The sequence below is a fragment of the Corallococcus sp. AB032C genome, assembly GCF_003668935.1.
GTDB classification, from domain to species: domain Bacteria; phylum Myxococcota; class Myxococcia; order Myxococcales; family Myxococcaceae; genus Corallococcus; species Corallococcus exiguus.
In genome coordinates, this window is sequence record NZ_RAWP01000045.1 from 1 (window position 1) to 21,166 (window position 21,166).

Below are 21,166 nucleotides of genomic sequence, written 5' to 3' on the forward strand. Positions count from 1 at the left end.
GCCCACCGCCGCCCAGGGGCTGATGGTGGAGGCCCGCCGGGCCGCGCCGCCGGCCACGGGGACGCCGCCTCCTCCCCGAGCGGGCTACGGGCCGGCCCTGCCGCCCGCGAACACCCGCCCGCCTCCGCCCGTGCCGGACAACGCCCTGCCCCCTCGCGGCGGTACGGGTGCCACGGCGCCGGTTCCGGCAGGCACGCCCCCCGCGACGACGGGCGCCACGGCGCGTCCCCCGCCGGTGGCGTCGCGCTTCGGGCTGGCGGTGATCGCCGGGACGACGCGCGGCCAGCGCTACAAGCTGCCGGTGACGGGCTGCGTGGTGGGCCGCCAGCGCGGCGCCATCCTCTTCCCGGACGACGTCTTCGTGTCGCCGCTGCACGCCACCTTCCTGGTGAAGGACGGCGCCCTCTACGTGCGCGACGAGTCGAGCGCGTCGGGCGTCTACGTCACCTTCGCCGGCACGGAACCGCTCGCGCCGCGCGCCCTCTTCAGCGCCGGCCAGCGGCTGTTCCGCTTCACCGGCCGCGTGGAAGCCCCCTCGCCCGTGTCGGGCCGGCCCACCGCGTATGGTTCGCCCGTGCCGCTCGGCCAGGCGCTGTACGGAGTGGAAGAGGTTCACATGGGTGGCAGGGCGGGCCGCGCGGTGGTGACGGCCGCGGCGCTGCTCACCATTGGACAGGCCCACTGCGACCTGGCGTACCCGAACGACGAGGGGCTCGCCGGCCGGCACTGCGAGCTGAGCCCCACGGCGACCGGCGCGATGCTGCGCGACCTCTCTGGCGGCCTGGGCACCTTCGTGCGCATCCCGCCCGCGACGGAGCGGCCCCTGCGTCCGGGCGACCGCGTCCGCCTGGGCCAGCACGTCATGCAGGTCGAAACGCTGGGCTGACGGGAAGCGGCCCGCGCGGCACCGGGCCGAGGCGGGCCGAACCGGGTACTACCGGCAATCAGGGCGACGAGGGACGCGCCACCGGGCTGCCGAGCCGGACTTCGATGTACGCGCGCGCACGCGAGTCCGGCATGTCGGTCAGGTGGCGCACCCACCAACCGCGGGCCTCGTCCGTGTTGTCGCGCTGCCAGTACAGCTCACCCAGCTTGAGGGCCAGCTCCGCTTCCGGGTTGAAGTTGAAGGCCTCCTTGTAGCTGGAGGTCGCGCGGCCCAGCTCCCCGGCCATCACGTCGCGGTCCCCGTCCTGCGTCAGCTTGCGCGCCTTGTCCACGTTGCGCGCGTTGCTGGGGATCTGCCGCAGGTAGTCCGGCTGATCCGAACCGGAGGTGAGCAGCCGGGGCGCGTTGGGCGGCGCCACGTACTGGTTCCCCTCGGAGCCGCTGCCCGCGCCAATGCCGAAGTAGTAGACGAAGAAGCCCACCGCCCCCAGCACCAGCACGGTGGTGAGCGCCTTGAAGAAGAGGATGATGCCGTCGCCGCCACCGGAGGCGGGCGCGACCACGGAGGTCCGGGTGCCTTCCTGCGCGAGCGTGGACTCCTCGGAGACAGGGGTGCGCGAATGCGGCAGGCCCTGCACGGTGGCTTCCACCGTCACGTCGTTCCAGGCCGTGTTGTTGCGGGCGGAGTTTTGCGCGGCCTGCGACTTGCGCGGGATGGGGGCCAGCACGCCAGAGGCCTGGGGACGGCGCCCGCCCGTGTCGTTGGCGGCGGCCCCTCCGCGACGGCGCTCCTTGTCGACGGCGAGCAGCTCCGCCTTGAAGGCCCCGGCGTTGGCCGGCCGGTCATCCGGGTCCTTGGACAGGACGCGGAGGATCAGCCGCTCCATGCCCGGGGAGATGCGCGCGTCCGGACGGCGGCGCGTGGGCGGGGGCGGCTCCTCGGTGAGGTGCTTGGTGGCGAAGCCCACCGCCGAGTCGGACTCGAAGGGGAGCAGGCCCGTCGTCAGCTGGTAGAGGATGACGCCCACCGCGTACAGGTCCGAGCGGTGATCCAACACCGCGCCCCGCGCCTGCTCCGGCGACATGTACTCGGGGGTGCCGCACACGAAGCCCGCGCGCGTGAGGGCCGGGCCTTCATCCTGCGAGTCGGTGATCTTCGCGATGCCGAAGTCCAGCACCTTCACGAAGTCCGGCTCGTTGCGGCGCTGCTCCACCATGATGTTTTCGGGCTTGAGGTCCCGGTGGATGACGCCCGCGCCGTGCGCGTCCGACAGCGCGCTCAGGATCTGGAGGGCGATGCGCACCACGCGCGCCTCGCCCAGCGGCCACTCGCGGCTGAGGATCTGATGCAGGTCCTGCCCGGCCACGTACTCCATCGCGATGAAGAGCGCGCCGTCGTCGGCCTGGCCGAAGTCCAGCACGCTGATGGAGTTGGGGTGGTTCAAACGGCTGGCGGCCTTGGCCTCGCGCTGGAAGCGCGCGACGGTGCGCTCGTCCGACAGCAGCGTGTGGCGCAGCACCTTCAGCACCACCACCTTGTCCAGCGCGAGCTGCCGGGCGCGGTACACCTTGCCCATGCCGCCCTCGCCGATGAGGGCTTCCACCCGGTACTTGGAGGCAATCGTCTTGCCCACGTATTCGTCGCCGCCCTCCGCCGAGCGCAGGAGCGTCGCGCCGCAGGCAGGGCAGTAACGGGAAGAGTCTTCGGCGTCGGCGCCGCAGGAAGGGCAGTACACGTCAGCGTCCAGTCAGTGGGGCCGGGACTTCACCATGCCCCTCGGGTGGGGGCAAGCCGTACGCTGTCCGGCCCCCCAACGCGGCGCGGGCCTGCTAGAAGGGAAGCTCGCATGGACGCCGTGGACTATTGCCCCCGCTGTGACACCGAGAATTCCCGGGATGCCACTGTCTGCCGAGCTTGCGGCTCGGCGCTGCGCTCCGGAACCATGGTGATGGCCGTGGCGCACATCTCGTCGCGCCCACAGGTGTCCATCCGCGTGGTGCGCGCGGACGGCGGCCCTGAAGCGCTCGTGCGCATGCAGCGCGACACCCTCACCTGCGGACAGCAGGCGGACATCGCGCTCAACGACGACCCGTTCATCATGCCCGTGCAGGCGCGCTTCTTCTTCTCCGGCGCCCGCCTCGCCATCGAGGACGTGGGCGGCGCCAACGGCGTCTTCGTGCGCCTGCGCAATGAGCGAGAGCTGCCCGCCGGCGGTGAGCTGCGCCTGGGTCGTCAGCGCATGGTGCTGGAGCCCATCTCCGCCGCGGCGTTGGGGCCTGGCGGCACGCAGGTCTGGGGCTCTCCGGATCCCGGCTACCGGCTGCGGCTCATCCAGTTGCTGGAGGGCGGCCTGCGCGGCGCGGCCTTCCCGCTCAAGGACGGCGACAACCTGCTGGGTCGTGAGCAGGGCGACATCGCCTTCCCCACGGATGGCTTCGTGTCCGGGCGGCATGCGCTGCTGCAGGTGCGCGGGGACCGGCTGATGGTGCGCGACGTCGGCTCATCCAACGGCACCTTCATCCGCCTGGCGGGGCCGACCTTCGTCGACAACGGCGACCACTTCCTCATCGGCCGTCAGCTGCTGCGGGTGGAAATCCAGCCCGCGGCGGCCTGAAGCGGCTGCCCTTCGCTCAAGAGGCGCGGACCGCACGGGCAGGGAGCCCCGTGCGGCCCGGTGAAGCCACGGCCTTTAGCCGTAGGACTTCTCCTTCTTCTCCTGCTCTTCCTTGCAGCGGATGCAGAGCGTCGTCACCGGACGCGCATCCAGACGCTTGGGGGAGATGTCCTCCTCGCAGCGCTCGCAGATGCCGAAGGTGCCGTCCTCCACGCGCTTGAGCGCGCCATCAATCTTCTGCAGGAGGAACTTCTCGCGGTCCCTCAGACGGAAGACCATGGACTGGGTGTACTCGGAAGCGGCCTGGTCGATTTCGTCAGGCAGGTCGTCCGTGTCAAAGGACGATTCCTCCACCAGGGTCTTCTTCGCGCTTTCGAGCAGGCTCGTTTTGCTGTCCTCGAGCATCTTCTTGTAACGCTTGAGATCTTTCTGGTTCACAGCCTGCGGCTCCGTTGGACGGGTAGAGGGGGCCTGACCCCGAAAAAAAGGGCCCGAAAGCTTTATTCATGCAGTTCCCAGTGTCAAGCTGACCTGCTTTAAAAACGTGGGTGCACGAGGGGCGCCTTGAGCGACAACACGAAGTTCGATCGGGAATTCTTGCGCTCGGCGCTTTCCCTGGCCGCCAAAAGCGACGTCGACCACTTCCTCTACATCTGCGACACGCCCATTTCGCCGGACGACCTCCGGGGTAAGCCCGCGCGCAAGAAGCTGGTGTACGCGGTGACCTTGGAGCCGCTGGCGCAGGAGCTCCTGCGCAAGAAGGCCCGCGCGCTCGTCATCCCCGCGTATGACTACTCGCGCACGGAGCGCGTGAAGGTGGCGCTCGTCTCCGCGCTGTCCCAGGGAGCGTTCAAGGAAAGCGACCTCGTGCTCTGCATGACGGGAAAGGTAGGCCGCGCTCCGGACATGCTGATGCAGATGCGCATCGGCGGATCGCTGGACGACCGGCTGGCCATCGAGGGCGTGAAGCTGGGCGAGGAGTTCAACTCGCAGGTGGTGGACGCGCTGATTCAACTGGCGCTCCAGATTGGGCAGGAGGGCTTCGAGGGCCACCCCATCGGGACCATCATCACGATTGGCGACCACACGAGCGTGCTGGAGAAGAGCCGGCAGCTCACCATCAACCCGTTCCAGGGACTGTCGGAGTCCGAGCGCAACGTGCTCGACCCGAAGATTCGCGACGCCATCAAGAACTTCTCCGTGCTGGACGGCGCGTTCGTCATCCGCGAGGACGGCGTGGTGCTGGCCGCGGGCCGCTACCTGTCCGCCAACGACGACACGGTGAAGATTCCCCTGGGTCTGGGAGCGCGCCACGCGGCCTCCGCGGGCATCACGTCCTCCACCCACTGCATCGCGCTCACGGTGAGCCAGACCTCTGGCGCGGTGCGGCTCTTCAAGGGCGGCAACATCGTGCTGGAGCTGCACCAGACGGCGCGGCGGACCTGAGCGCCCTTGCCCTACTTCACGCGCTCGGGCGCGGCGTGGGGTGGGTGCTCCTCGCGGTAGATGTCCGCCAGGGCGTGTGCCTTCTCCACCTCGTCGCGCGCCGCATCCAGCGCCATCACCCGGTCGAAGCGCTCCACCTGCTCGCGCAGCGCTTCCGTGACGACGCCTCCCGCGGCCATGCGCGCGGACGCGCTCTCCCGCTCGATACGCAGGTCCGCCACGCGCTCGCCCAGCTCGCCAGCCGCGCCGAGCAGCAGCGCCGAATCCCGCTCCGCGCGCCGCAGCGATTCCCGCGTGGATTCCAACAGGCGTTCGGTCTGCACGCGGTCGCGCTCCAGCACGCCCACGCCCTTCGCGTCCCCCCGGTCATGCGCCGTCTGACGCCGTCCGGCGATGTCGCCCAGGCGGGCTGTGTAGCGCGTCACTCCCCGGGAGAGTTCGCCCTTGAGGGCCAGCAGCGTGGCGGCGGACTTGCGCACCTCGGCCGCCTGACGCTCCAGGTCCTCGATGAGCCGGTCGAACGTGGCCAACGGGTCCACGGGCGCCGCGGGTGTCTTCTTGCGTTTGAGGAAGCCGAACATGGCGCGTGCCTTGAAGCCTACCCGAACGGGCGGCAGAGCAACCGCACCCGTTCCAACGCCTCGGCCACCGGACGCCCTCCGCCGGACAGCACGGCCAGGTAGCGCGCGGGCGTGAGTCCGTAGACGGACAGCAGGTGCTGCAGGAGCACCACGCTCTCCGTCGCGCGCCGGTCCGCGGAGGCGAGCGACGCGGCCTCGCCCACCGCCTCCAGTATGTCAGCCACCCGCGCCACCAGCTCCGCACCGGGGGTCTCCGGCACGGTGGACGCCGCGGGAGTGGACGGGAAGAGCGCGTCGAACGAGGCCTCCACGGCGACGCCCGCCCCGGGTGCGCGACCCGCCGCCACCGCCTCCAGCGCGTCCAGGTGCGGGGCCAGGGCCTCCAGGGCCTCCAGCGAGGCCGGCACGTCGCGAGGCAGGAGCGTGCGCCAGGGCGTGTCGAACTCCGTGCGCGCCCAGCGGATCTCCTCGTCGGAGAGCGGGTGGTAGAAGGCGCGGCCTCCAGCGGCGCGCTGCTCCAGCACCAGGGACTTGAGGTCCGGGTTCTCCTCGCCCAGTGAGATGAAGCTCAGCGCGATGTCCAAGGCGCCCATGGGCGCGCGCGTGCGGCGGATGAGGTCCAGGTCCACGCGGTCCTCGCCGTCGGTGATGAGCACCACCGTGGCGCGCGCGAGGTACGGGTCGCGCCCCTGCGCGGCGCGGATGGAGTCGAAGGCGGACAGGAGGGCCAGCGAGATGTCCGTCTGCCCCTCCGCGGGCGAGTCCCGGAAGAGCTTCTCAATCTGCCGGGTCGCCTCCGCGGCGGTGTCCACGCGGGCCAGCTCCGTGGGCACGTCGTTGAAGAAGCTGAAGTAGAGCGGATCAAAGTTCTCTTCGCGCCGCGCCTTCACGCGCAGGTTGTTCAGCTCCGCGATGATCAACGCGTCACGGAAGCGCGCCCGCGCGCCGTGCATGGAGCCAGAGGCGTCACAGACGTAGACGCGCACGGCGGTGCGCTTCACCTTGCGCGGCTTGGGGGGCGGCGCGTCGTCCAGGTACGTGCGCACGAGCTGCCGGTGCCCCGCGAGGTCCTGGAGCAGACGCCGTGGATCCGTGATGACGAAGTGGTGGACCTCATCCAGGCTGCCCGTCGTGGAGAACGACATCGTCTGCGTCGGATAAGGCACCTGGCGCGGGACGGCCCGCACGGCGGCGGCGTCCTTGTCGACGATCTCCTCCGACAGCGCGTCCTCCACGTCGAAGTAGCGCGCGCACCCCGCCGCCAGGTCGAACGTGGCCAGCTGTTCCGGCTTCAGGGAGAACGCCAGGTCCGCGAGCTGCTCGTCCGGTGCGTCTTCCGCCTCGCGTCCGGAGTCGGCCTCGGCATCCGCCTCCCCCAGCCACTGGAGCCGCACGCCCGCCTCCGCGTCCTCCACCATCCGCGTCAGCCGGGACTCCGGGGGAAGCAACGGCGTCAGTGCGCGCCGGGCCGCCGAGGCCAGCTCCGCGTCTCCCGCTTCGATGGCGCGCTCATAGAGGCCCTGCAACGACCGATAGGCCTCCCGGGGATCCTCCTGGGCGGCCTTCCGCACGCCGCGCACCAGCGCCTCCAAGGAGCGCGTGGGTGGCACCTCGCGCACCCGCTCGCGAGCCTCCGCCACGTCGTTGCGCAGCGCCATGCTCCGCGCGCGGTCCGCGTCCGTGGTGCCCAGGCGCAGCAGCATCTCGTGGGCCAGGTCCAGGTCGCGCCGCTTCTGCACCAGGTCGATGACGTTGTCCCGAGCACGAGCGGCCAGCAGCTCCGCGATGGCCAAACGCGCATTCGCGGGAGGCCGCTCCCGGGTCGTCCCAGCCGGGCGTTCGAAGATCTCGAACGGCGCGTCCTCACCGCCCTGAGCCTCCAGTGGCCGGCTGAAGAGATCCGCCACTTTCACCGCGCGGGCCAACCGCACGAAGCCACGGTCCAGCGCGGTGAGGGCTCCCGAAGGTATCTCCCCGGAGCGGTGCGCCTTCTCCACCAGGCGCAGGCACTCCTCGTACTCCTCCAGGGCCTGGTTCGCGCGCGTCGCGAGCCCCTGCGCGAGTACCCCCGCCCTGCCCCGCTGGGTACCCAGCGCGAGCAACAGCCGGGCATCCGCGGCGGTGTGGACGCCCACGCGATCCAACTCGCGGTCGAGCGCCACGAGCACCGGCAGGCCCATGTCCTCCAGCCCCTTCAGCTTGCGGCCGAAGGGCCAGGACCACGGGCCGCCACGGGCCGCCACGGGCTGGCGGAGCGCATCCAGGCGCTGCCGCAGGGGAGTGAGCCGACGCGCCAGCACGTCTCAGCGCCGCCTTCCGAGCATGGCCCCGGCGCTCACGGCGCGGTCCGCCGCTCCAGCACCTGCCGGCTGAAGCGTCCGAAGTCCTCGTCGATGCCGCGAAGCTGGGCGGACAGCTTGCGCGCGCTCTCTCCCAGTTCGCCCGGGAGCGTCTCCAGCATGCCCAGCGTGGCCTTGAGCCTCACCATTTCGCCCTCCTTGAGCGCGAGCTGGGGGAAGCGGCTGCGCACCAGCCGCTCGAAGGTGCGCTCCGCGTCGGCACGGCCGTTGAGCGCCTCCGGGGCGGGCAGCGCGGACAACAGCTGGGTCAGCCAGCTGCGCAGGTACTTGATGCGCGACTGGAGGAAGGACAGCTCCGCCTCGGCCACGGCCGCGCGGACCGTGTCGGAGAGGAACGCGGACGAGGACGGAGGGCGTGCCGCCATCAGCTGGCCGTCCAGGCCCACGAGCGCGGTCAGCTCGCCGTCGGGGGCCTGCGCGGACAGCTCGCCCCGGTAGTAGGTGTACGCGTCGCCATTGAGCACGGCGTTCGGGGCCGGAGGCGGGCTGGCCACCTCGCGAGACAGCACCCGGGCATGCTCCCGGAGGCGGTTCTCCATCAGGTCGCGGCACTCGGCGAGCACCGGCTCCGCCATCACACCCTCGCGCCGCAGGTTCTCCGCAACCGCCTGCACCGCGCGGCCGTACTGCTCGATGCGCTCGAACGGGGTCGCGCCCAGCACCTCGCGCGCGTACGCCACACTCAGCGGCCGGAGCAGTTCCTGCTTCAACCCCGCCTGGGACGGATCCAACGCCGTCAGGGCGTTCTCCAACTGGGTGAGCCGCCGCGAGTCCGCGGACAGCGCATCCAGCGGATCCTTGCGGCCCCGGGGCGCCTGCGCGGGGAACGCCGCCGACACCCGGCGCCGGAGCGCGGCCACCACCCGGCGGCGCGTGTCCTTGTCCGCGTCACGCAGCCGTTCGTGGAGGGAGGGCACGGCCTCGCTGAGCATCGCCGCCAGCGAGCCCATCACACCCAGCTCCTCCTCCAGGTTCTCCGCGAGCCCGACCAGCCACTCCATCTTGACGCTGTCCTCGAACGCGAGCCCCTCCGCCGCGGACGCGCTCATCTCCAGCGCCTGCTCCAGGAACCGCGCGGCCGACTCGCACAGCGTGGGGTAGCTCGGCTTCAGCTCCGCAACCGACCGGCTCAGCTCCAGGACGTCGCGGATGGCGATGAGCAACGCCACGCCGCCGCGCCCTTCCCCCTGCCCCGCCGTCATGCCCCGCGACAACCGCTGCTCCAGGGCAGCCACCAACGCACGCGCCGCCACCAGCAGCGGCGCCCGGTTCTGTCCGTGGCGCGGCCCGGGCACCAGCTTTCCCAGCACGCCGCGCGCGGTGGTGGACACCACGCCCGCCTGCCAGTTGCGGCTCAGGCCCTCCGCGGCGTTCACGTCATCGGCGGCCGCGAGCGTCGTCGCCTCGCGCTCCACGCCACCGCCCAGCTCCTGCCGCACCTTGCCCAGCACCTCATCGAAGGTGCGCTGCTCCAGCCGGACGATCTCCAACTGCGCCCGCTCACGAGGGTCCACCGCCGCCTTGAGCAGCGCGTCCGCCTCCGCCGCGGGAGGACCGCCCAGGAGGAAGAACCAGCGCAGCGCGTCCAGGTCCTCCACCGTCGCTTCGAGCGGCCGGTCCGGACGGCGATAGATCTGATCGCGCACCACCGCGGCCTTCAACGTCCAGAGCGCCTTCACCACCGAACGCTGGGAGAAGTACTTCGTGGGCACGTAGTCCGGCAGCTTCGACACCTGCGCCACGAGCGCGCGCTCCAGCGCGTCCGTGAGCATCTCCACGCCCTCCAGCACGTGTCCGGGCACCTTCACCTGGGCCACCGCGTCCTGGAGCAGATCCAACTGCTGGAGCGTCAGCGTGGCGCGCAGGTCCGGCCGCGTCCCGTGCACGAAACGGTGCAGCATGGCGGCCCGGCTCTCCCGCCGGGCGAAGGCCTTGGGCACGAAGCTGATGAAGCTCAACCGGTCCGCGAACGCCAGGAGCAGCTCCGGCGAGCGCGCGAGCACCTCCGTGAGGTACCGGTTGCTCGTCATCACCACGCACTCGGTGCGGCCGGCCGTCACCTTGCGTCCGTGCTTCAGCTCCCGCTCGTACATCACGTTGAGGATGGAGCGCAGCAGCATGTCCCGGCCGTCGAAGACTTCGTCCAGGAACGCGTGCACCGCGCCCAGCATGCCCTCGTCGGTGAGGTACTCGGTGCGCCCCGTCTCCGTGAGCACCTTGAAGTCCACCGGACCGATGAGGTCCGTCTGCAGCGTCGTCTCCGCGATCTGCTTGGAGAACAGCGACGGCAGCCCGGACACCTCGTCGGTGATGCGCCCCAGGACGGCGCTGGCGACGGCGCTCTTCGCCGTCCCGGGCGGCCCCACCACCAGCACGTGCTCGCGGCAGAGCAGCGCCAGCTCAATCTGCGTGAACAGCGTTTCCCGCTCCAGGTACGTCTCTCTCAGCTCCCCGAAGAAGCGGCGAAAGGACTGGGCGGCCTGCAGGTTGGGAGGAGGCGAAGTCACTAAAGGGCCAGAGGAGGATGCGGGGAAGGCCGCATGCTACCCGCGCCCCTCCCCCTATTTGAAGTGCACCGCGCAGGCCCCGTCGGGGCAGTTGCGACCCGCGATGCGGAAGCGGTAGCGGGCCACCACCCCATACACCGCGTCCGCCAGCTGCCTTAAGCCCGGCACGTAGTACACGTAGAGCAGCCGCCCCAACGGCCGCCGGCCCAGCGCGCGGACAATGGCCTCCGCTCCTTCAAGGACGCGGCCGTCCGCCTGGATGAGCTGCATGGCCTTCTCGCAGCGCTCGAAGCTCACCCCCGGGAAAGCGTCCAGGACGCCCTCGTCGCGGAACGAGAGCAGCCGCGTGCCCTGCCCGCCCACCACCTTGCGCATCTCCCGCGCGGCGCCGCTGCAGACGCGGCAGTGGCTGTCGTAGAGCACCACGTCATGTCCCGGCGGTGTCGTCTGGAGCGTCGTCATGCGTCAGCGTCCCCTTGCGCCCAGTATGTCAACGCGGCTTGAGCATCTCATGCAGTTGTCCGTGCACGCTGCGCCAGATGTCATGTTGCCGTTCAATAGGATCCATCAGCGCCATGCCCACCGACGTCGCCGGGGAGCTGCCCTGGAAGGCCGAGTACTGTCGGATGCGCGTGCCGCCACTGCCATCGTCGTCGAAGACGAACTGGTTGGTGCCGCGCAGCGGGTGTCCGTCCAGCGTGGTGATGTGGACGACGCGCTCCGTCTCGTTGAGCTTCACGGCGATGGGCGCCCACACCGGCGGCGGACCCTGCTCCTCCAGGAACAGCCGGGCGCCGTCCGTCAGCGCGCTCGCAGCCGGCCGCAGCGAGATGCCCGCCGCCCCGAAGAGCAGCTCCGGGTTGCGGACGAAGGCCTCGAAGGCGTCCCTCGCGGACACACCGGGGATGGTGCTGGTGTAGTCGGTGAGCGCCGTGGGAGCGCCAGCAATCGGCGGGCTCGGGTCCAGGTGCCCCAGCTGCTTGCGCGCGTAGGCATCCATCGAGGCGCCCTTGTCCAACGTCACGCTGAAGGCGGCGGCCTGGGTCTGCTCCAGAAGCCGCGCGCCCTGCTTCAGCTGCTCCTGGAGGGACCCCGTGGGCTTCGGCGGGAACGCGCCTCCCACGCCGAAGTCGAAGCCGTTGCCCTCCCGCGCCCGGGGCGCCACCTGCGGCGCCCGCGCGGGAGTCGTGGCCTGCGCACCGGCCCCCCGAAACACCTCCACGGAGTTGGCCGGAGCAGCCGACGTCCGTGAAGGCGTCTCCAAACGCGGGGCCAGGGGAAGCGAGGCGCCCTCGGGCGCGGCGAGGTCGGGGAGGACGCCGGACAGCAGGGAGTCGATGCGGGACATGGCGGGACACCTTCGTGGTGGACAGCGAGGAACCCACCCGCCCCTTGCAGTGCCTCCGCCACGCGCGCCCGCGTGAATTCGCGGGGTTGCTCCCAGCCCTCATCCCGCGTCCGGCACACCCGTCCACCGCCGCGGAGAAAAGAAGAAGGCCGGCGCCCCTCGTCGGAGCACCGGCCCTTGGGACTTCAGCCCCCGCCACGGAGCGGGAGGCTCACGGCGTCAAGACTGGCGGAACTCGGCGTCCACCACGTCGTCCTTCGCGGACGGCTGGGCGCTGGAGCCCGGAGCCGCGGAGGGCTCGGCGCCCGGAGGAGGCGTGGCGCCCGGCGCGCCGCCGGTGGCCCGGTACATCTCCTCCGCCGCCTTGTAGCTGGCCTGCTGGAGCTTCTCGAGGGCCGCCTTGATGGCGTCCTTGTCCTGCCCCTCGCGGACGGAGTTCAGCTCCGCGACACCGTCCTCGACGGCCTTCGCCACCTCGGGGGTGAGCTTGTCCTTGTTCTCCTTGATCATCTTCTCCGCGGCGTAGGACTGGCTCTCCGCCTGGTTCTTCACCTCGACCAGCTCGCGGCGCGCCTTGTCAGCGGACTCGTTGCTGCGCGCGTCGTCGACCATCTTGGTCACTTCGTCCTTCGACAGGCCGGACGAGTGGCTGATGGTGACCTTCTGCTCCTTGCCGGTCGCCTTGTCCTTCGCGTTGACGTTGAGGATGCCGTTCGCGTCGATGTCGAACGTCACTTCAATCTGCGGCACGCCGCGCGGCGCCGGGGGCATGCCGGTCAGGTGGAAGCGGCCGAGGCTGCGGTTGTCGCCCGCCATCTCGCGCTCACCCTGCATCACGTGGATCTCCACCTGCGTCTGGCCATCCGCCGCCGTGGAGAAGGTCTCCGACTTGCGCGTGGGGATGGTGGTGTTGCGCTCGATGAGCTTCGTCATCACGCCGCCCAGCGTCTCCACGCCCAGGGACAGCGGCGTCACGTCCAGCAGGAGGATGTCCTTCACCTCGCCGCCGAGCACGCCCGCCTGCACCGCGGCGCCCAGCGCCACGACCTCGTCGGGGTTCACGGAGCGGTTCGGCTCCTTGCCGAACAGCTTCTTCACCGCCTCCTGCACCATGGGGATGCGCGTGGAGCCACCCACCAGGACGATCTCGTTGAGCTCCTTGGGGTCCAGCCCCGCGTCCTTCAGGCACTTGCGACACGGCTCCAGCGAACGCTCCACCAGCGGGCCAATCATCTGCTCGAACTTGGCGCGCGTGAGCTTCACGTTCAGGTGCTTCGGACCCGACGCGTCCGCCGTGAGGAACGGCAGGTTGATCTCCGTCTGCGTCGCGCTGGACAGCTCGATCTTGGCCTTCTCCGCCGCCTCCTTCAGGCGCTGGATGACCATCTTGTCCTTGCTGACGTCGAGCCCGGTGTCCTTCTTGAACTCGCTGATCAGCCAGTTCATGATCTCCAGGTCGATGTTGTCACCGCCCAGGTGCGTGTCGCCGTTGGTCGCGAGCACGTCCACCACGTTCTCGCCCACCTCCAGGATGGACACGTCGAAGGTGCCGCCGCCAAAGTCGTAGACGGCGATCTTCTCATCCTTCTTCTTGTCCATGCCGTACGCGAGCGCCGCCGCGGTCGGCTCGTTCACGATGCGCTTCACCGTCAGACCGGCGATCTCACCGGCATCCTTGGTGGCCTGGCGCTGGGCGTCGTTGAAGTACGCCGGGACGGTGATGACCGCCTCCGTCACCTTCTCACCCAGGTAGTTCTCCGCGGCGCGCTTGAGCTTCAGCAGCACCTGCGCGCTGATCTCCGGCGCGCTGTACTGCTTGCCGGCGATGTCCACGCGCGCGTCGCCGTTGGGGCCACGGCCCACCTTGTAGGGGACGAGCTTCGCTTCCTCGGTCGTCTCCTCGAAACGGCGGCCCATGAAGCGCTTCACCGAGTAGACGGTCTGCTCCGGGTTGGTGATGGCCTGGCGCTTCGCCACCTGACCGACCAGGCGCTCCCCGTCCTTCGTGAACGCGACCACCGAAGGCGTGGTGGGAGCTCCCTCTTCGTTGACGATGACCTTGGGCTCGCGACCCTCCATGATCGCCACCACGCTGTTCGTGGTGCCCAGGTCGATTCCGATAATCTTGCCCACGGTTCCCATCCTCTGGAAATGACTGCGTTTTTCCTGCGAAATCCCGATGTAAGCCCAACGTAACCACCCCCCCCGGAGTGTCAAACGCGAGGGTGGGTTTCCCGTAGGCCCGGGCACCCAGCGCAAAGGTGATGACGCCCGCTGCGTAGCGCAGTGCGCAGGCCCGGCCGGCCGCGTGTCACCGGAACGCCATCCGAGCGCCACGGGTGCGTAACGCGCTCTACACTGCCGTCACCCCGCGGTAGCAACCGGGCGGGCATTTTGGACACCAGCAGACCGTTCAACCCCTCGGAATCACTTCCACCTGCCTGCCTGACACCACGCGTCAGGGGTTGGCGAGAAAAGTGCACAGTCCGAACCGCGTCAGCGCTGTCATACCGCTCCCCGCCCCTTTGGAGTCGTCCATGCTGGTTCAGCCCCTGCGTTCCACGGACTTCCGCCGCTCCCCCGCGGCGCTTCCGTCCGTCGAACCGAAGGTCGCGGTGCTGCTGAACGCGAACGCCCGCAAGGTGGACGCCCGGGTGGTCAAGCTGCTGTCGCACGTGGTGCCGGAGGAGGACCTGTTCCTGTCGCGCTCGCCGCTGGACGCGCGGCGCATCGCGCAGACGGTGCTGGAGCGGGGCTACCCCACCGTCTTCACCGGCGGCGGCGACGGCACCTTCATGGGCTTCGTCAACGAGGTGCTGCAGCAGGTGGGCCCGCGCGGGAAGTTCGCCGGCCAGACCGCGCCGCGCTTCGGCATCCTCAAGCTGGGCACGGGCAACGGCATCGCGGCGTTCGTCAACGCGTCCAGCACCCGGGGCGACGGCATCCTCAACGACGTGGTGCGCGCCCGCGCGGCGGAAATCCCCAGCGTGCGCACCATGGACCTGGTGCAGGTGGACGGCCAGCGCGCGCCCTTCGCGGGCCTGGGCGTGGATGGCAAGGTGCTCAACGACTACATCGCCGTGAAGGAGTCGCTGGGCAAGGGCCTGTTCAAGCGGGTCATGTCCGGCGGTGGCGGCTACTTCTCCGCGGTGGCCTTCAAGACGGTGCCGCACTACCTCACCAGCTCCGTGCTGGTGGAGTGCGAAGTCGTCAACGGCCCGTCTGAAGCCTACCGCCTGGGCGCGGAAGGACAGACGGTGGGCGGGCCGCTGGCGCCGGGCGCGCTGCTCTTCAGGGGCAAGCTGATGATGGCCGCCGCGGGCACCATGCCCTTCTACGGCTACGGCTTCCGCATGTTCCCCCACGCGAATGACCGCCGGGGCTTCCTACAGCTGCGCCTGGGACAGGTGTCGCCCACGCAGGTGCTGGCCAACCTCCCCCGCCTCTGGAACGGCCGCTGGGCTCCGGAAGGCCTGCACGACTTCCACGCCCGCGAGGTCACCATCCGCTTCGCGCGCCCCATGCCCTTCCAGGTCGGCGGCGACGCGGCCGGCTACCGCGAGCAGGTCACGCTGTCCGTGGCGCCCGAGTCCATCGAGCTGCTCGACTTCAACGGCGTGCAGTAGTCCCGGCGGTTGAAGGGCCCGGAGTCTTCGGGCCCTCCCCCACGCATCAAGACTCCGACAGACTCAGCCGCGGTCGCGCGACGCCGGGGGCTTCTCACCCGGTTCCTTGCGACGGCCCACCGCGAACGCGTAGCTGACGCCCGGCCGCTGGTTGTGCTCGCGGTGCAGGGCCAGCTCCTCGCGGAAGGTGGCGCTCTCCGGCGACGCGCCTTCCGGCAGGTTCGCTTCCATGTCCTTGTAGAGCGCGTCCAGCTCCGTGTCGTGCAGCGACTCCACGGACTCCGGCTCGAAGCCGGAGGTCTCCAGCGCCTGGAGCAGCTCGCGCGGCAGCAGCAGCGGCGCGCCCAGTCGCTTCTCCCAGAAGTCCAGCACGGGCTTGGGCGTGAAGCGGCCCACGCGCGCCGGGAAGGTGAAGCCCACGCGGCCGCGCTTGCCCAACAGCGGGCGGAACACGCGCAGCGACACGTCCAGCGGGTACTGCACGCGCCCCGGCACGAGGATGCCGTGGAAGGGGCCGTCCAGCATGCCCAGCGCGTCCGGCGCCACGCGGCGCACTTCGATGCGCTCCGACAGGCCCTGGCTGCGCACGCGCTCGCGGACGGGGGACACCAGGGTCTCATCCGTGTCCACGGCCACCACGGAGCACTTGAGCTCCTGGGCCAGCAGCACGGCGGCGCCGCCCTCCGGACCACAGCCGAGCACCAGCACTCGGGAGCCCTGCTCCAGCTGGGCCACCTTGGCGAAGCGGCGCGTGGCGTCGTCGGATCCGAACGCGCGCTGCGCCCCCGGCGGGTGGTACAGCGGGAATTGCTCAGCGGGACTCATTCCACCCTCATATACGCACCCCGGCCGGACTTCCAGCCGCCGGCCGCCTCCGGGCGCCCTGGGGCATCCGCCCGCGCACCGCCTGCCTCACAGGTAGTAGACGATGCGGGGATCCTGGTGCAGCTCGGCGTAGATGGCCCGGCGCTGCTCCTCGGACAACAGCAGCACGGACACGCTCAGGGACACGAACTTCCCCTTGCGGCTGTGCTGCACGTGGATGGAGTCCGGGGAGACCTCCGAGCCCAGCTTCCGGCGGAAGAGCGAGCGCACGTGCTCCTCGAAGCCGGGCGTCTCCTCGACCGTCGCCTTGCCCATCACCTTGTACTCGTAGACGGAGGGGTACTCGACGAGGGGCTTCTTCTCCTCGCCGGGGGCGTCGGGCTTGTCGGTGCCGTCCTGGGTCATGACTCGTCTCTATCAGGCACGGGCCTTGGGCGCTTCACAGCAGGTTGGCCGCCAACTCGGCCAGCATGCTGCGCTCGCCCTTGGCCATGGTGATGTGGCCGGCGATCTTCTCGTTCTTGAAGCGGTTGACCACGTGCACGAGCCCGTTGTTCGTGGAGTCCACGTACGGGTTGTCGATCTGGAACGGGTCGCCAGTGAGGATGATCTTCGTGTTGTCGCCCACGCGGGTGAGGATGGTCTTCACCTCGTGCGGGGTGAGGTTCTGCGCCTCGTCCACGATGATGAACTGGTTGGGGATGCTGCGGCCGCGGATGTACGTGAGCGGTTCGATCTCCATCAGCCCCAGGTCGATGAGCTCATGGTGGCCGCGCCCGGCCTTCTTGTCCGCGCGGCTCAGGTTCATGAGGAACTCGACGTTGTCGAAGATGGGCTGCATCCAGGGGTTGAGCTTCTCCTCGACGCTGCCCGGCAGGTAGCCGATGTCCCGGCCCAGGGGGAAGATGGGACGGCTGACCAACAGCTTGTGGTACAGCCCCTCCTCCGTCACCTTCTGCAGGCCCGCGGCGATGGCGAGCAGCGTCTTGCCCGTGCCCGCCTTGCCCACGATCGTGACGAGTTTGATCTCGTCGTTGAGCAGCAGGTCCAGGCAGAAGGCCTGCTCCATGTTGCGCGGCCGGATGCCCCAGGTGCCTTCCTTGCTGCTGCGCGCGAGCGGCACCAGCCGCGCCTTGGCGCCACTGAAGCGGGCCATGGCGGTGTGGGACGGGTTGAGTTCGTCCTTGAGCAGCACCAGCTGGTTGGGGAAGAGCCGGTCCTGGACCGGCACCTCCACTTCACCGCCGGGCTTGTAGAGCTGATCCACCATCTCCGTGGGGACGAGCAGCTCCGTGAAGCCGGTGTAGAGGTCGGTGATTTCGACGCGCTCGGTGTCGAAGTCCTGGGCGGAGAGGCCCAGCGCGTCGGCGCGGATCCGCAGGTTGGTGTCCTTGGTGATGAAGACGGCCTGGGTCTCCGGCTCGGTCTCCATCATGTCCAGGGCCACCGCGAGGATGCGGTTGTCCACCAGGTTGCTGTCCGCCATGGAGGACGGCAGCGAACGGTCGGTGAAGGCCACGCGGAGCATCCCGCCGTGCGGCAGCGGGACGCCCTCCTTCAAGGAGCCCTCGGCGCGGAAGGAATCCAGGTAGCGCGCCACCAGTCGCGCGTTGCGCCCCAGTTCGGAGAGATCGCGCTTGAACTGATCGATCTCCTCGATGACGTAGATGGGGATGATGACGTTGTTGTCCTTGAACCCGTAGATGCTGCGGGGGTCATGGAGGAGGACGTTCGTGTCGAGGATGAAGTTCTTTCGCATCGAGGGCTTCGCGACCTGACCTGGTTCGGGTGCGATTGCTGACGGCGAGCGACGACCGTGGAGGACCAACACCGCTCAATATAGGCACCGAACGAGGGGCCAGCAGCCGCATTCCCGTCTGAAAGCGCGAAGGTCCGTCCGAAACAGCACGGGCGTTCCGGAGACGGGGCGCTACCGCGGGCCCATCAGGACGTCGCGGCCGAGCGCACCGGGGCCGGCGCGGGCTCGCTGGCGTCCTGGAAGAGCGACGCGGGCGCCAGCGGATCATACCCGAGCACCTCCACCACCCTTTCGGGCGGAGGGCCGGGAGGCATGCGGGCCCAGGGGAAGCGCGCCTGCAACGCCTCTTCGTCCAGCGACAGCGCCTGCTTCGCGTGGAAGCGCCAGGCCTTGTGCCAACCGCCCGTGTCGAGCCGCCGGGCCACCCGCCGCGACAGGGGGCTGATCATCGGCGTGGGCGTGAAGAGGGTCGGCTGTCCCTGCGCGTCCCGCATGCAGCCCAGCTCCACCGCCCACGCCAGCATCCAGCGGGGCCAGCCGCGGCCCGCGCGGCGAAGGGCGCTGAAGTGCCCCTGCGCGGCGCCGTCCGCGAAGGTGAAGCGCCGCTCGTAGACGCACGCGGCGGAGAAGGTCGCGGGCATCAGCGCCACGCCTTCCGCGCCGATGCGGCGGGCCATGAGGTGCAGGAGCTCCAGCAGGTCGCGCGACAGGGAGAGTCCGGGATGGAGCTGTCCCGGCAGCGGCGGACGGTTCCAGTCGAAGGGGCGCCCCGGGTGCTGGAGGAGGAGGCTGTCCACGTAGAGCAGCGGCGCCTCCGCGGCCGAGCGGGTGAAGCCGACCTCCGCGCCCATGGCCTGACGCAGGGACAGGTCCACGACGGCAGCGTGATAGCGGCGGCTCAGGAGCGTGATGCGCGGCTGGAACGGGTCCTGGCAGGACAGGCGCAGATCGACGGGCCCTACCCGCTCTTCCAGGCGCTGCGCGAAGCCATAGGCCCGGAGGGCGTGCTCCAGGCCCTCGCGGCTGTAGGTGCCGAACGCCAGGCCCACGCGGTCGCCGCCGGACTCCAGGCCCAGGTCCTCCAGGGACAGGGACTCCCCCGCGGACGCGGCCAGGTCCGCGCTGTTCAGGCGCGAATAGATGCGGCGAGCATGGGTGGTGAGCTCTGGCGTCCGGGGCATGGAAGCGTCCTAGTCGTAGCGGATGTCCACCAGGGTGAGTTCAATCTCACCCCGCGGGCGCCGCACCTCGACGGTGTCGCCCGGGGCCTTGCGCAGGAGCGCGCGGCCCATGGGTGACTCGACGCTGATGCGGCCACCGGCGGCGTCGATCTCGTCCGAACCGACAATCTGGTACGTGCTGCGGATTCCGCCCTCGTCCTCCAGGGTGACGGTGGCGCCGAAGTAGACTTTCGAGCGGTCCGCCTGTTCCGAGGGGGTGACGATGGTGGCGGTGTCCAGGCGCTTCGAGAGGAAGCGGATGCGCCGGTCGATCTCCCGCAGGCGCTTCTTGCCGTAGATGTATTCGGCGTTTTCTGAACGGTCGCCCTGGGCGGCGGCGGCGGAGACCTCGGCGGTGACCTTGGGGCGGGCCTCGTTGAGCAGTTGGAGCAGCTCGCGGTGCATCCGCTCGGCGCCCGAGCGGGTGAGGTAGCGGCGGAACGGGGCCTGCTCCCCTGCCTCTTCGTCCTCGGCGGCGTCGTCGGGCGGTTCGGGAGCTTCCTGGGACATGCCCTGTGTATAGCGCCGGACGCTGACGGACGGCGGGTGCCCGGCGAGCGGATGTTCACCCAGGGGCGGGACGGAGCGTGTCAGGAAGGAGCGCCTGCGATCGCCAGTGGAACTCCCCGGGCGCTGCTGGTAGGAAGCGCCTCGCGGGGCCGCTGGCGGATCCGCAGCCGGTGCCAAAAAAAGAATAGCGAGTCGCTAGCTCAGCTGGTAGAGCACCGGCCTTTTAAGCCGAGGGTCGGGGGTTCGAGCCCCCCGCGACTCAAGCAGTGACGACGTCCCCGTCGTCTAGAGGCCCAGGACGCTGGCCTTTCAAGCCGGTAACACGGGTTCGAATCCCGTCGGGGACAAGTAAAAACGCGGGGTTGGACGGGTCAAACCGTCCAACCCCGTTCGTTTCTGACCGCTCAGTGGCGTTACCACTGCGTTACCGATGCCGCGTAACGCACTCTGGTTCGTCGGTCCTTTGGCGGTCGCGTTCCCAGCGGCGGCACCGGGCTGTTGATCATCTCCCCAATGCGCTTCGGCGCGGTCGGCCTCCGGCGGATTACCTGCGGGACCGGTCCACTATGGGAACGACACGTTACCCAGCGTGATGCCGCGCGGGCCTTCTTCCCAAAGGCGAAGCGAGAAGACGTGATCCGCAACGTCAGGAGGTGCTTCGGCCTCCACGATCACCCGCCCTCGACTTGCTGGCGCAATGGGCCCCTGTTGCCACACCCGCAGAACCTTCAGCTCGCCTCCCAGCTTGTTTTTTAGGGTGGCACCGTTCGCGGTCCACGGCGGCCGACCTTCCGCGACGTCAATGGTGGCCTCGACCGCGACCCGTGAGGCGGAGCGGTAGGAGAATACGGATCTCACCTCGAACCCGCTTTCGGCCCCCTGGCGAACGGTCACGCGCAGGTCGCGTCCTGCCACGCCTTTCCGCTCCATGACGCCTGCTGCCAGGAGTCCTGCTAATCCCGACGGAATGTCGCGCTCTGCGAGCAATCGCGCATTCTCACTCTGGCACCGCAGTGCCACTGCACGGGCTTCTCGAAGTTCCTGTTGATACGTCTCCAGCGTTCGCTTCTGTCGATACACCTCGACTATCGCCTCTGCCCGGACAGGATGAACTTTGAGAAAGAAAGATGCCTGCCGAGGTGCTGCACCATCTCGGAAGCGCACGGTCAGGCGAACTCGTTCACCAACATGTTGCGACTGCGAGGGAATTAGCCGGATAACCGTTTGACCAATCTCTAGGAGCGAAAAATGCTCCCTGCCCTCCAGTTCAACTCCTTCGCGGGCAAGCTCCGAATCAAAGAGCAGCACCGACGAGAGGCCCGCACTGATCAACACCTCCGGAATCGAGTGGCTTGTCTCAGCCAACTCAATCCGACGTGTTGTCTGAACACCATCCTCAAGCTCCGGCTGTGCCAGCACCTCTCCTCCAATAAGCAGGAGCATTAGAGGAATCACCCAGCTTAGCGAATACACTCGGAAGAGAC

At 69.5% G+C, this 21,166-nt stretch carries 18 protein-coding genes and 2 tRNA genes; 6 read left to right on the forward strand and 14 right to left on the reverse strand.

The window, feature by feature from the left end:
* The coding region (locus D7X99_RS20665; protein ID WP_233613571.1) for an FHA domain-containing protein at nucleotides 1-886 on the forward strand (886 nt) is incomplete at its 5' end.
* 58 nt (nucleotides 887-944) lie between these two features.
* Here D7X99_RS20665 and D7X99_RS20670 read toward each other — a convergent pair.
* Nucleotides 945-2,621, reverse strand: a complete 1,677-nt coding sequence (locus D7X99_RS20670) for a serine/threonine-protein kinase (RefSeq protein WP_121779279.1) — start codon at nucleotides 2,619-2,621, stop codon at nucleotides 945-947.
* 111 nt (nucleotides 2,622-2,732) lie between these two features.
* Here D7X99_RS20670 and D7X99_RS20675 point away from each other — a divergent pair, with 111 nt between their 5' ends.
* On the forward strand, nucleotides 2,733-3,500 hold the full coding sequence (locus tag D7X99_RS20675; protein ID WP_120596514.1) for an FHA domain-containing protein: 768 nt from the start codon (nucleotides 2,733-2,735) through the stop codon (nucleotides 3,498-3,500).
* Nucleotides 3,501-3,575: 75 nt separating this feature from the next.
* Here the strand turns inward: D7X99_RS20675 and D7X99_RS20680 are convergent, their stop codons facing one another.
* Nucleotides 3,576-3,938, reverse strand: coding sequence for a TraR/DksA C4-type zinc finger protein (locus D7X99_RS20680; protein ID WP_120564404.1), 363 nt, complete (start codon nucleotides 3,936-3,938; stop codon nucleotides 3,576-3,578).
* 126 nt (nucleotides 3,939-4,064) lie between these two features.
* Between D7X99_RS20680 and D7X99_RS20685 the strand changes: the two genes are divergently transcribed.
* The gene (locus D7X99_RS20685; protein WP_121779280.1) at nucleotides 4,065-4,946 is read left to right on the forward strand and encodes a diadenylate cyclase; all 882 of its coding nucleotides are present in this window, start codon (nucleotides 4,065-4,067) and stop codon (nucleotides 4,944-4,946) included.
* Between the two features lie 11 nt (nucleotides 4,947-4,957).
* On the opposite strand, the gene D7X99_RS20690 is transcribed toward D7X99_RS20685, so the two are convergent.
* The 6 genes from D7X99_RS20690 to dnaK all read right to left on the reverse strand — a co-directional run bounded on the left by D7X99_RS20690 (nucleotide 4,958) and on the right by dnaK (nucleotide 13,875).
* Nucleotides 4,958-5,527: a PspA/IM30 family protein gene (locus tag D7X99_RS20690; protein ID WP_121779281.1), complete on the reverse strand. Its 570-nt coding sequence runs from the start codon at nucleotides 5,525-5,527 to the stop codon at nucleotides 4,958-4,960.
* Between the two features lie 17 nt (nucleotides 5,528-5,544).
* Entirely contained in the window at nucleotides 5,545-7,827 is a 2,283-nt protein-coding gene (locus tag D7X99_RS20695) for a vWA domain-containing protein (protein WP_121779282.1), read from the reverse strand.
* 35 nt (nucleotides 7,828-7,862) lie between these two features.
* The gene (locus tag D7X99_RS20700) at nucleotides 7,863-10,394 is read right to left on the reverse strand and encodes an AAA family ATPase (RefSeq protein ID WP_121779283.1); all 2,532 of its coding nucleotides are present in this window, start codon (nucleotides 10,392-10,394) and stop codon (nucleotides 7,863-7,865) included.
* A gap of 54 nt (nucleotides 10,395-10,448) precedes the next feature.
* Nucleotides 10,449-10,856, reverse strand: coding sequence for a thiol-disulfide oxidoreductase DCC family protein (locus D7X99_RS20705; RefSeq protein ID WP_120575124.1), 408 nt, complete (start codon nucleotides 10,854-10,856; stop codon nucleotides 10,449-10,451).
* Between the two features lie 28 nt (nucleotides 10,857-10,884).
* Nucleotides 10,885-11,742, reverse strand: a complete 858-nt coding sequence (locus D7X99_RS20710; protein ID WP_121779284.1) for a hypothetical protein — start codon at nucleotides 11,740-11,742, stop codon at nucleotides 10,885-10,887.
* A 219-nt stretch (nucleotides 11,743-11,961) separates the two neighbouring features.
* Nucleotides 11,962-13,875 (reverse strand): molecular chaperone DnaK, encoded by a 1,914-nt coding sequence (gene dnaK, locus D7X99_RS20715; RefSeq protein WP_121779324.1) that lies wholly within the window; start codon nucleotides 13,873-13,875, stop codon nucleotides 11,962-11,964.
* A gap of 404 nt (nucleotides 13,876-14,279) precedes the next feature.
* Between dnaK and D7X99_RS20720 the strand changes: the two genes are divergently transcribed.
* Nucleotides 14,280-15,368 carry a diacylglycerol kinase family protein gene (locus D7X99_RS20720; RefSeq protein ID WP_121779285.1) on the forward strand — a complete coding sequence of 363 codons (1,089 nt, stop codon included), beginning with the start codon at nucleotides 14,280-14,282 and terminating at the stop codon, nucleotides 15,366-15,368.
* 63 nt (nucleotides 15,369-15,431) lie between these two features.
* Here D7X99_RS20720 and D7X99_RS20725 read toward each other — a convergent pair whose 3' ends face one another.
* From D7X99_RS20725 to greB, 5 genes are all read right to left on the reverse strand, one after another.
* The gene (locus D7X99_RS20725) at nucleotides 15,432-16,193 is read right to left on the reverse strand and encodes a cyclopropane-fatty-acyl-phospholipid synthase family protein (RefSeq protein ID WP_121779286.1); all 762 of its coding nucleotides are present in this window, start codon (nucleotides 16,191-16,193) and stop codon (nucleotides 15,432-15,434) included.
* Between the two features lie 87 nt (nucleotides 16,194-16,280).
* The gene (locus D7X99_RS20730) at nucleotides 16,281-16,598 is read right to left on the reverse strand and encodes a YbeD family protein (protein WP_120596522.1); all 318 of its coding nucleotides are present in this window, start codon (nucleotides 16,596-16,598) and stop codon (nucleotides 16,281-16,283) included.
* A 34-nt stretch (nucleotides 16,599-16,632) separates the two neighbouring features.
* A complete protein-coding gene (locus D7X99_RS20735) occupies nucleotides 16,633-17,952 on the reverse strand; it encodes a PhoH family protein (protein ID WP_121779287.1) in 1,320 nt (439 codons plus the stop codon).
* Nucleotides 17,953-18,137: 185 nt separating this feature from the next.
* A complete protein-coding gene (locus D7X99_RS20740) occupies nucleotides 18,138-19,133 on the reverse strand; it encodes a deacetylase (protein WP_121779288.1) in 996 nt (331 codons plus the stop codon).
* 9 nt (nucleotides 19,134-19,142) lie between these two features.
* Nucleotides 19,143-19,682 carry a transcription elongation factor GreB gene (gene greB / locus D7X99_RS20745; RefSeq protein ID WP_121779289.1) on the reverse strand — a complete coding sequence of 180 codons (540 nt, stop codon included), beginning with the start codon at nucleotides 19,680-19,682 and terminating at the stop codon, nucleotides 19,143-19,145.
* Nucleotides 19,683-19,871: 189 nt separating this feature from the next.
* On the opposite strand from greB, the gene D7X99_RS20750 reads away from it, so the two are divergent.
* A tRNA-Lys gene (locus D7X99_RS20750) sits at nucleotides 19,872-19,944 on the forward strand.
* A 12-nt stretch (nucleotides 19,945-19,956) separates the two neighbouring features.
* Nucleotides 19,957-20,029: transfer RNA gene (locus tag D7X99_RS20755), tRNA-Glu, on the forward strand.
* A 217-nt stretch (nucleotides 20,030-20,246) separates the two neighbouring features.
* On the opposite strand, the gene D7X99_RS20760 is transcribed toward D7X99_RS20755, so the two are convergent.
* Nucleotides 20,247-21,125, reverse strand: a complete 879-nt coding sequence (locus tag D7X99_RS20760) for a DUF2381 family protein (RefSeq protein WP_121779325.1) — start codon at nucleotides 21,123-21,125, stop codon at nucleotides 20,247-20,249.
* Nucleotides 21,126-21,166: the final 41 nt, after the last annotated feature.

Coding starts and splice junctions, on each gene's coding strand:
- D7X99_RS20675 (WP_120596514.1), top strand. CDS start 2,733: ATGGACGCCGTGGACTATTGCCCCCGCTGTGACACCGAGAATTCCCGG.
- D7X99_RS20690 (WP_121779281.1), bottom strand. CDS start 5,527: ATGTTCGGCTTCCTCAAACGCAAGAAGACACCCGCGGCGCCCGTGGAC.
- D7X99_RS20705 (WP_120575124.1), bottom strand. CDS start 10,856: ATGACGACGCTCCAGACGACACCGCCGGGACATGACGTGGTGCTCTAC.
- D7X99_RS20710 (WP_121779284.1), bottom strand. CDS start 11,742: ATGTCCCGCATCGACTCCCTGCTGTCCGGCGTCCTCCCCGACCTCGCC.
- D7X99_RS20720 (WP_121779285.1), top strand. CDS start 14,280: ATGCTGGTTCAGCCCCTGCGTTCCACGGACTTCCGCCGCTCCCCCGCG.
- D7X99_RS20725 (WP_121779286.1), bottom strand. CDS start 16,193: ATGAGTCCCGCTGAGCAATTCCCGCTGTACCACCCGCCGGGGGCGCAG.
- D7X99_RS20730 (WP_120596522.1), bottom strand. CDS start 16,598: ATGACCCAGGACGGCACCGACAAGCCCGACGCCCCCGGCGAGGAGAAG.
- D7X99_RS20735 (WP_121779287.1), bottom strand. CDS start 17,952: ATGCGAAAGAACTTCATCCTCGACACGAACGTCCTCCTCCATGACCCC.
- D7X99_RS20740 (WP_121779288.1), bottom strand. CDS start 19,133: ATGCCCCGGACGCCAGAGCTCACCACCCATGCTCGCCGCATCTATTCG.
- greB (WP_121779289.1), bottom strand. CDS start 19,682: ATGTCCCAGGAAGCTCCCGAACCGCCCGACGACGCCGCCGAGGACGAA.
- D7X99_RS20760 (WP_121779325.1), bottom strand. CDS start 21,125: ATGCTCCTGCTTATTGGAGGAGAGGTGCTGGCACAGCCGGAGCTTGAG.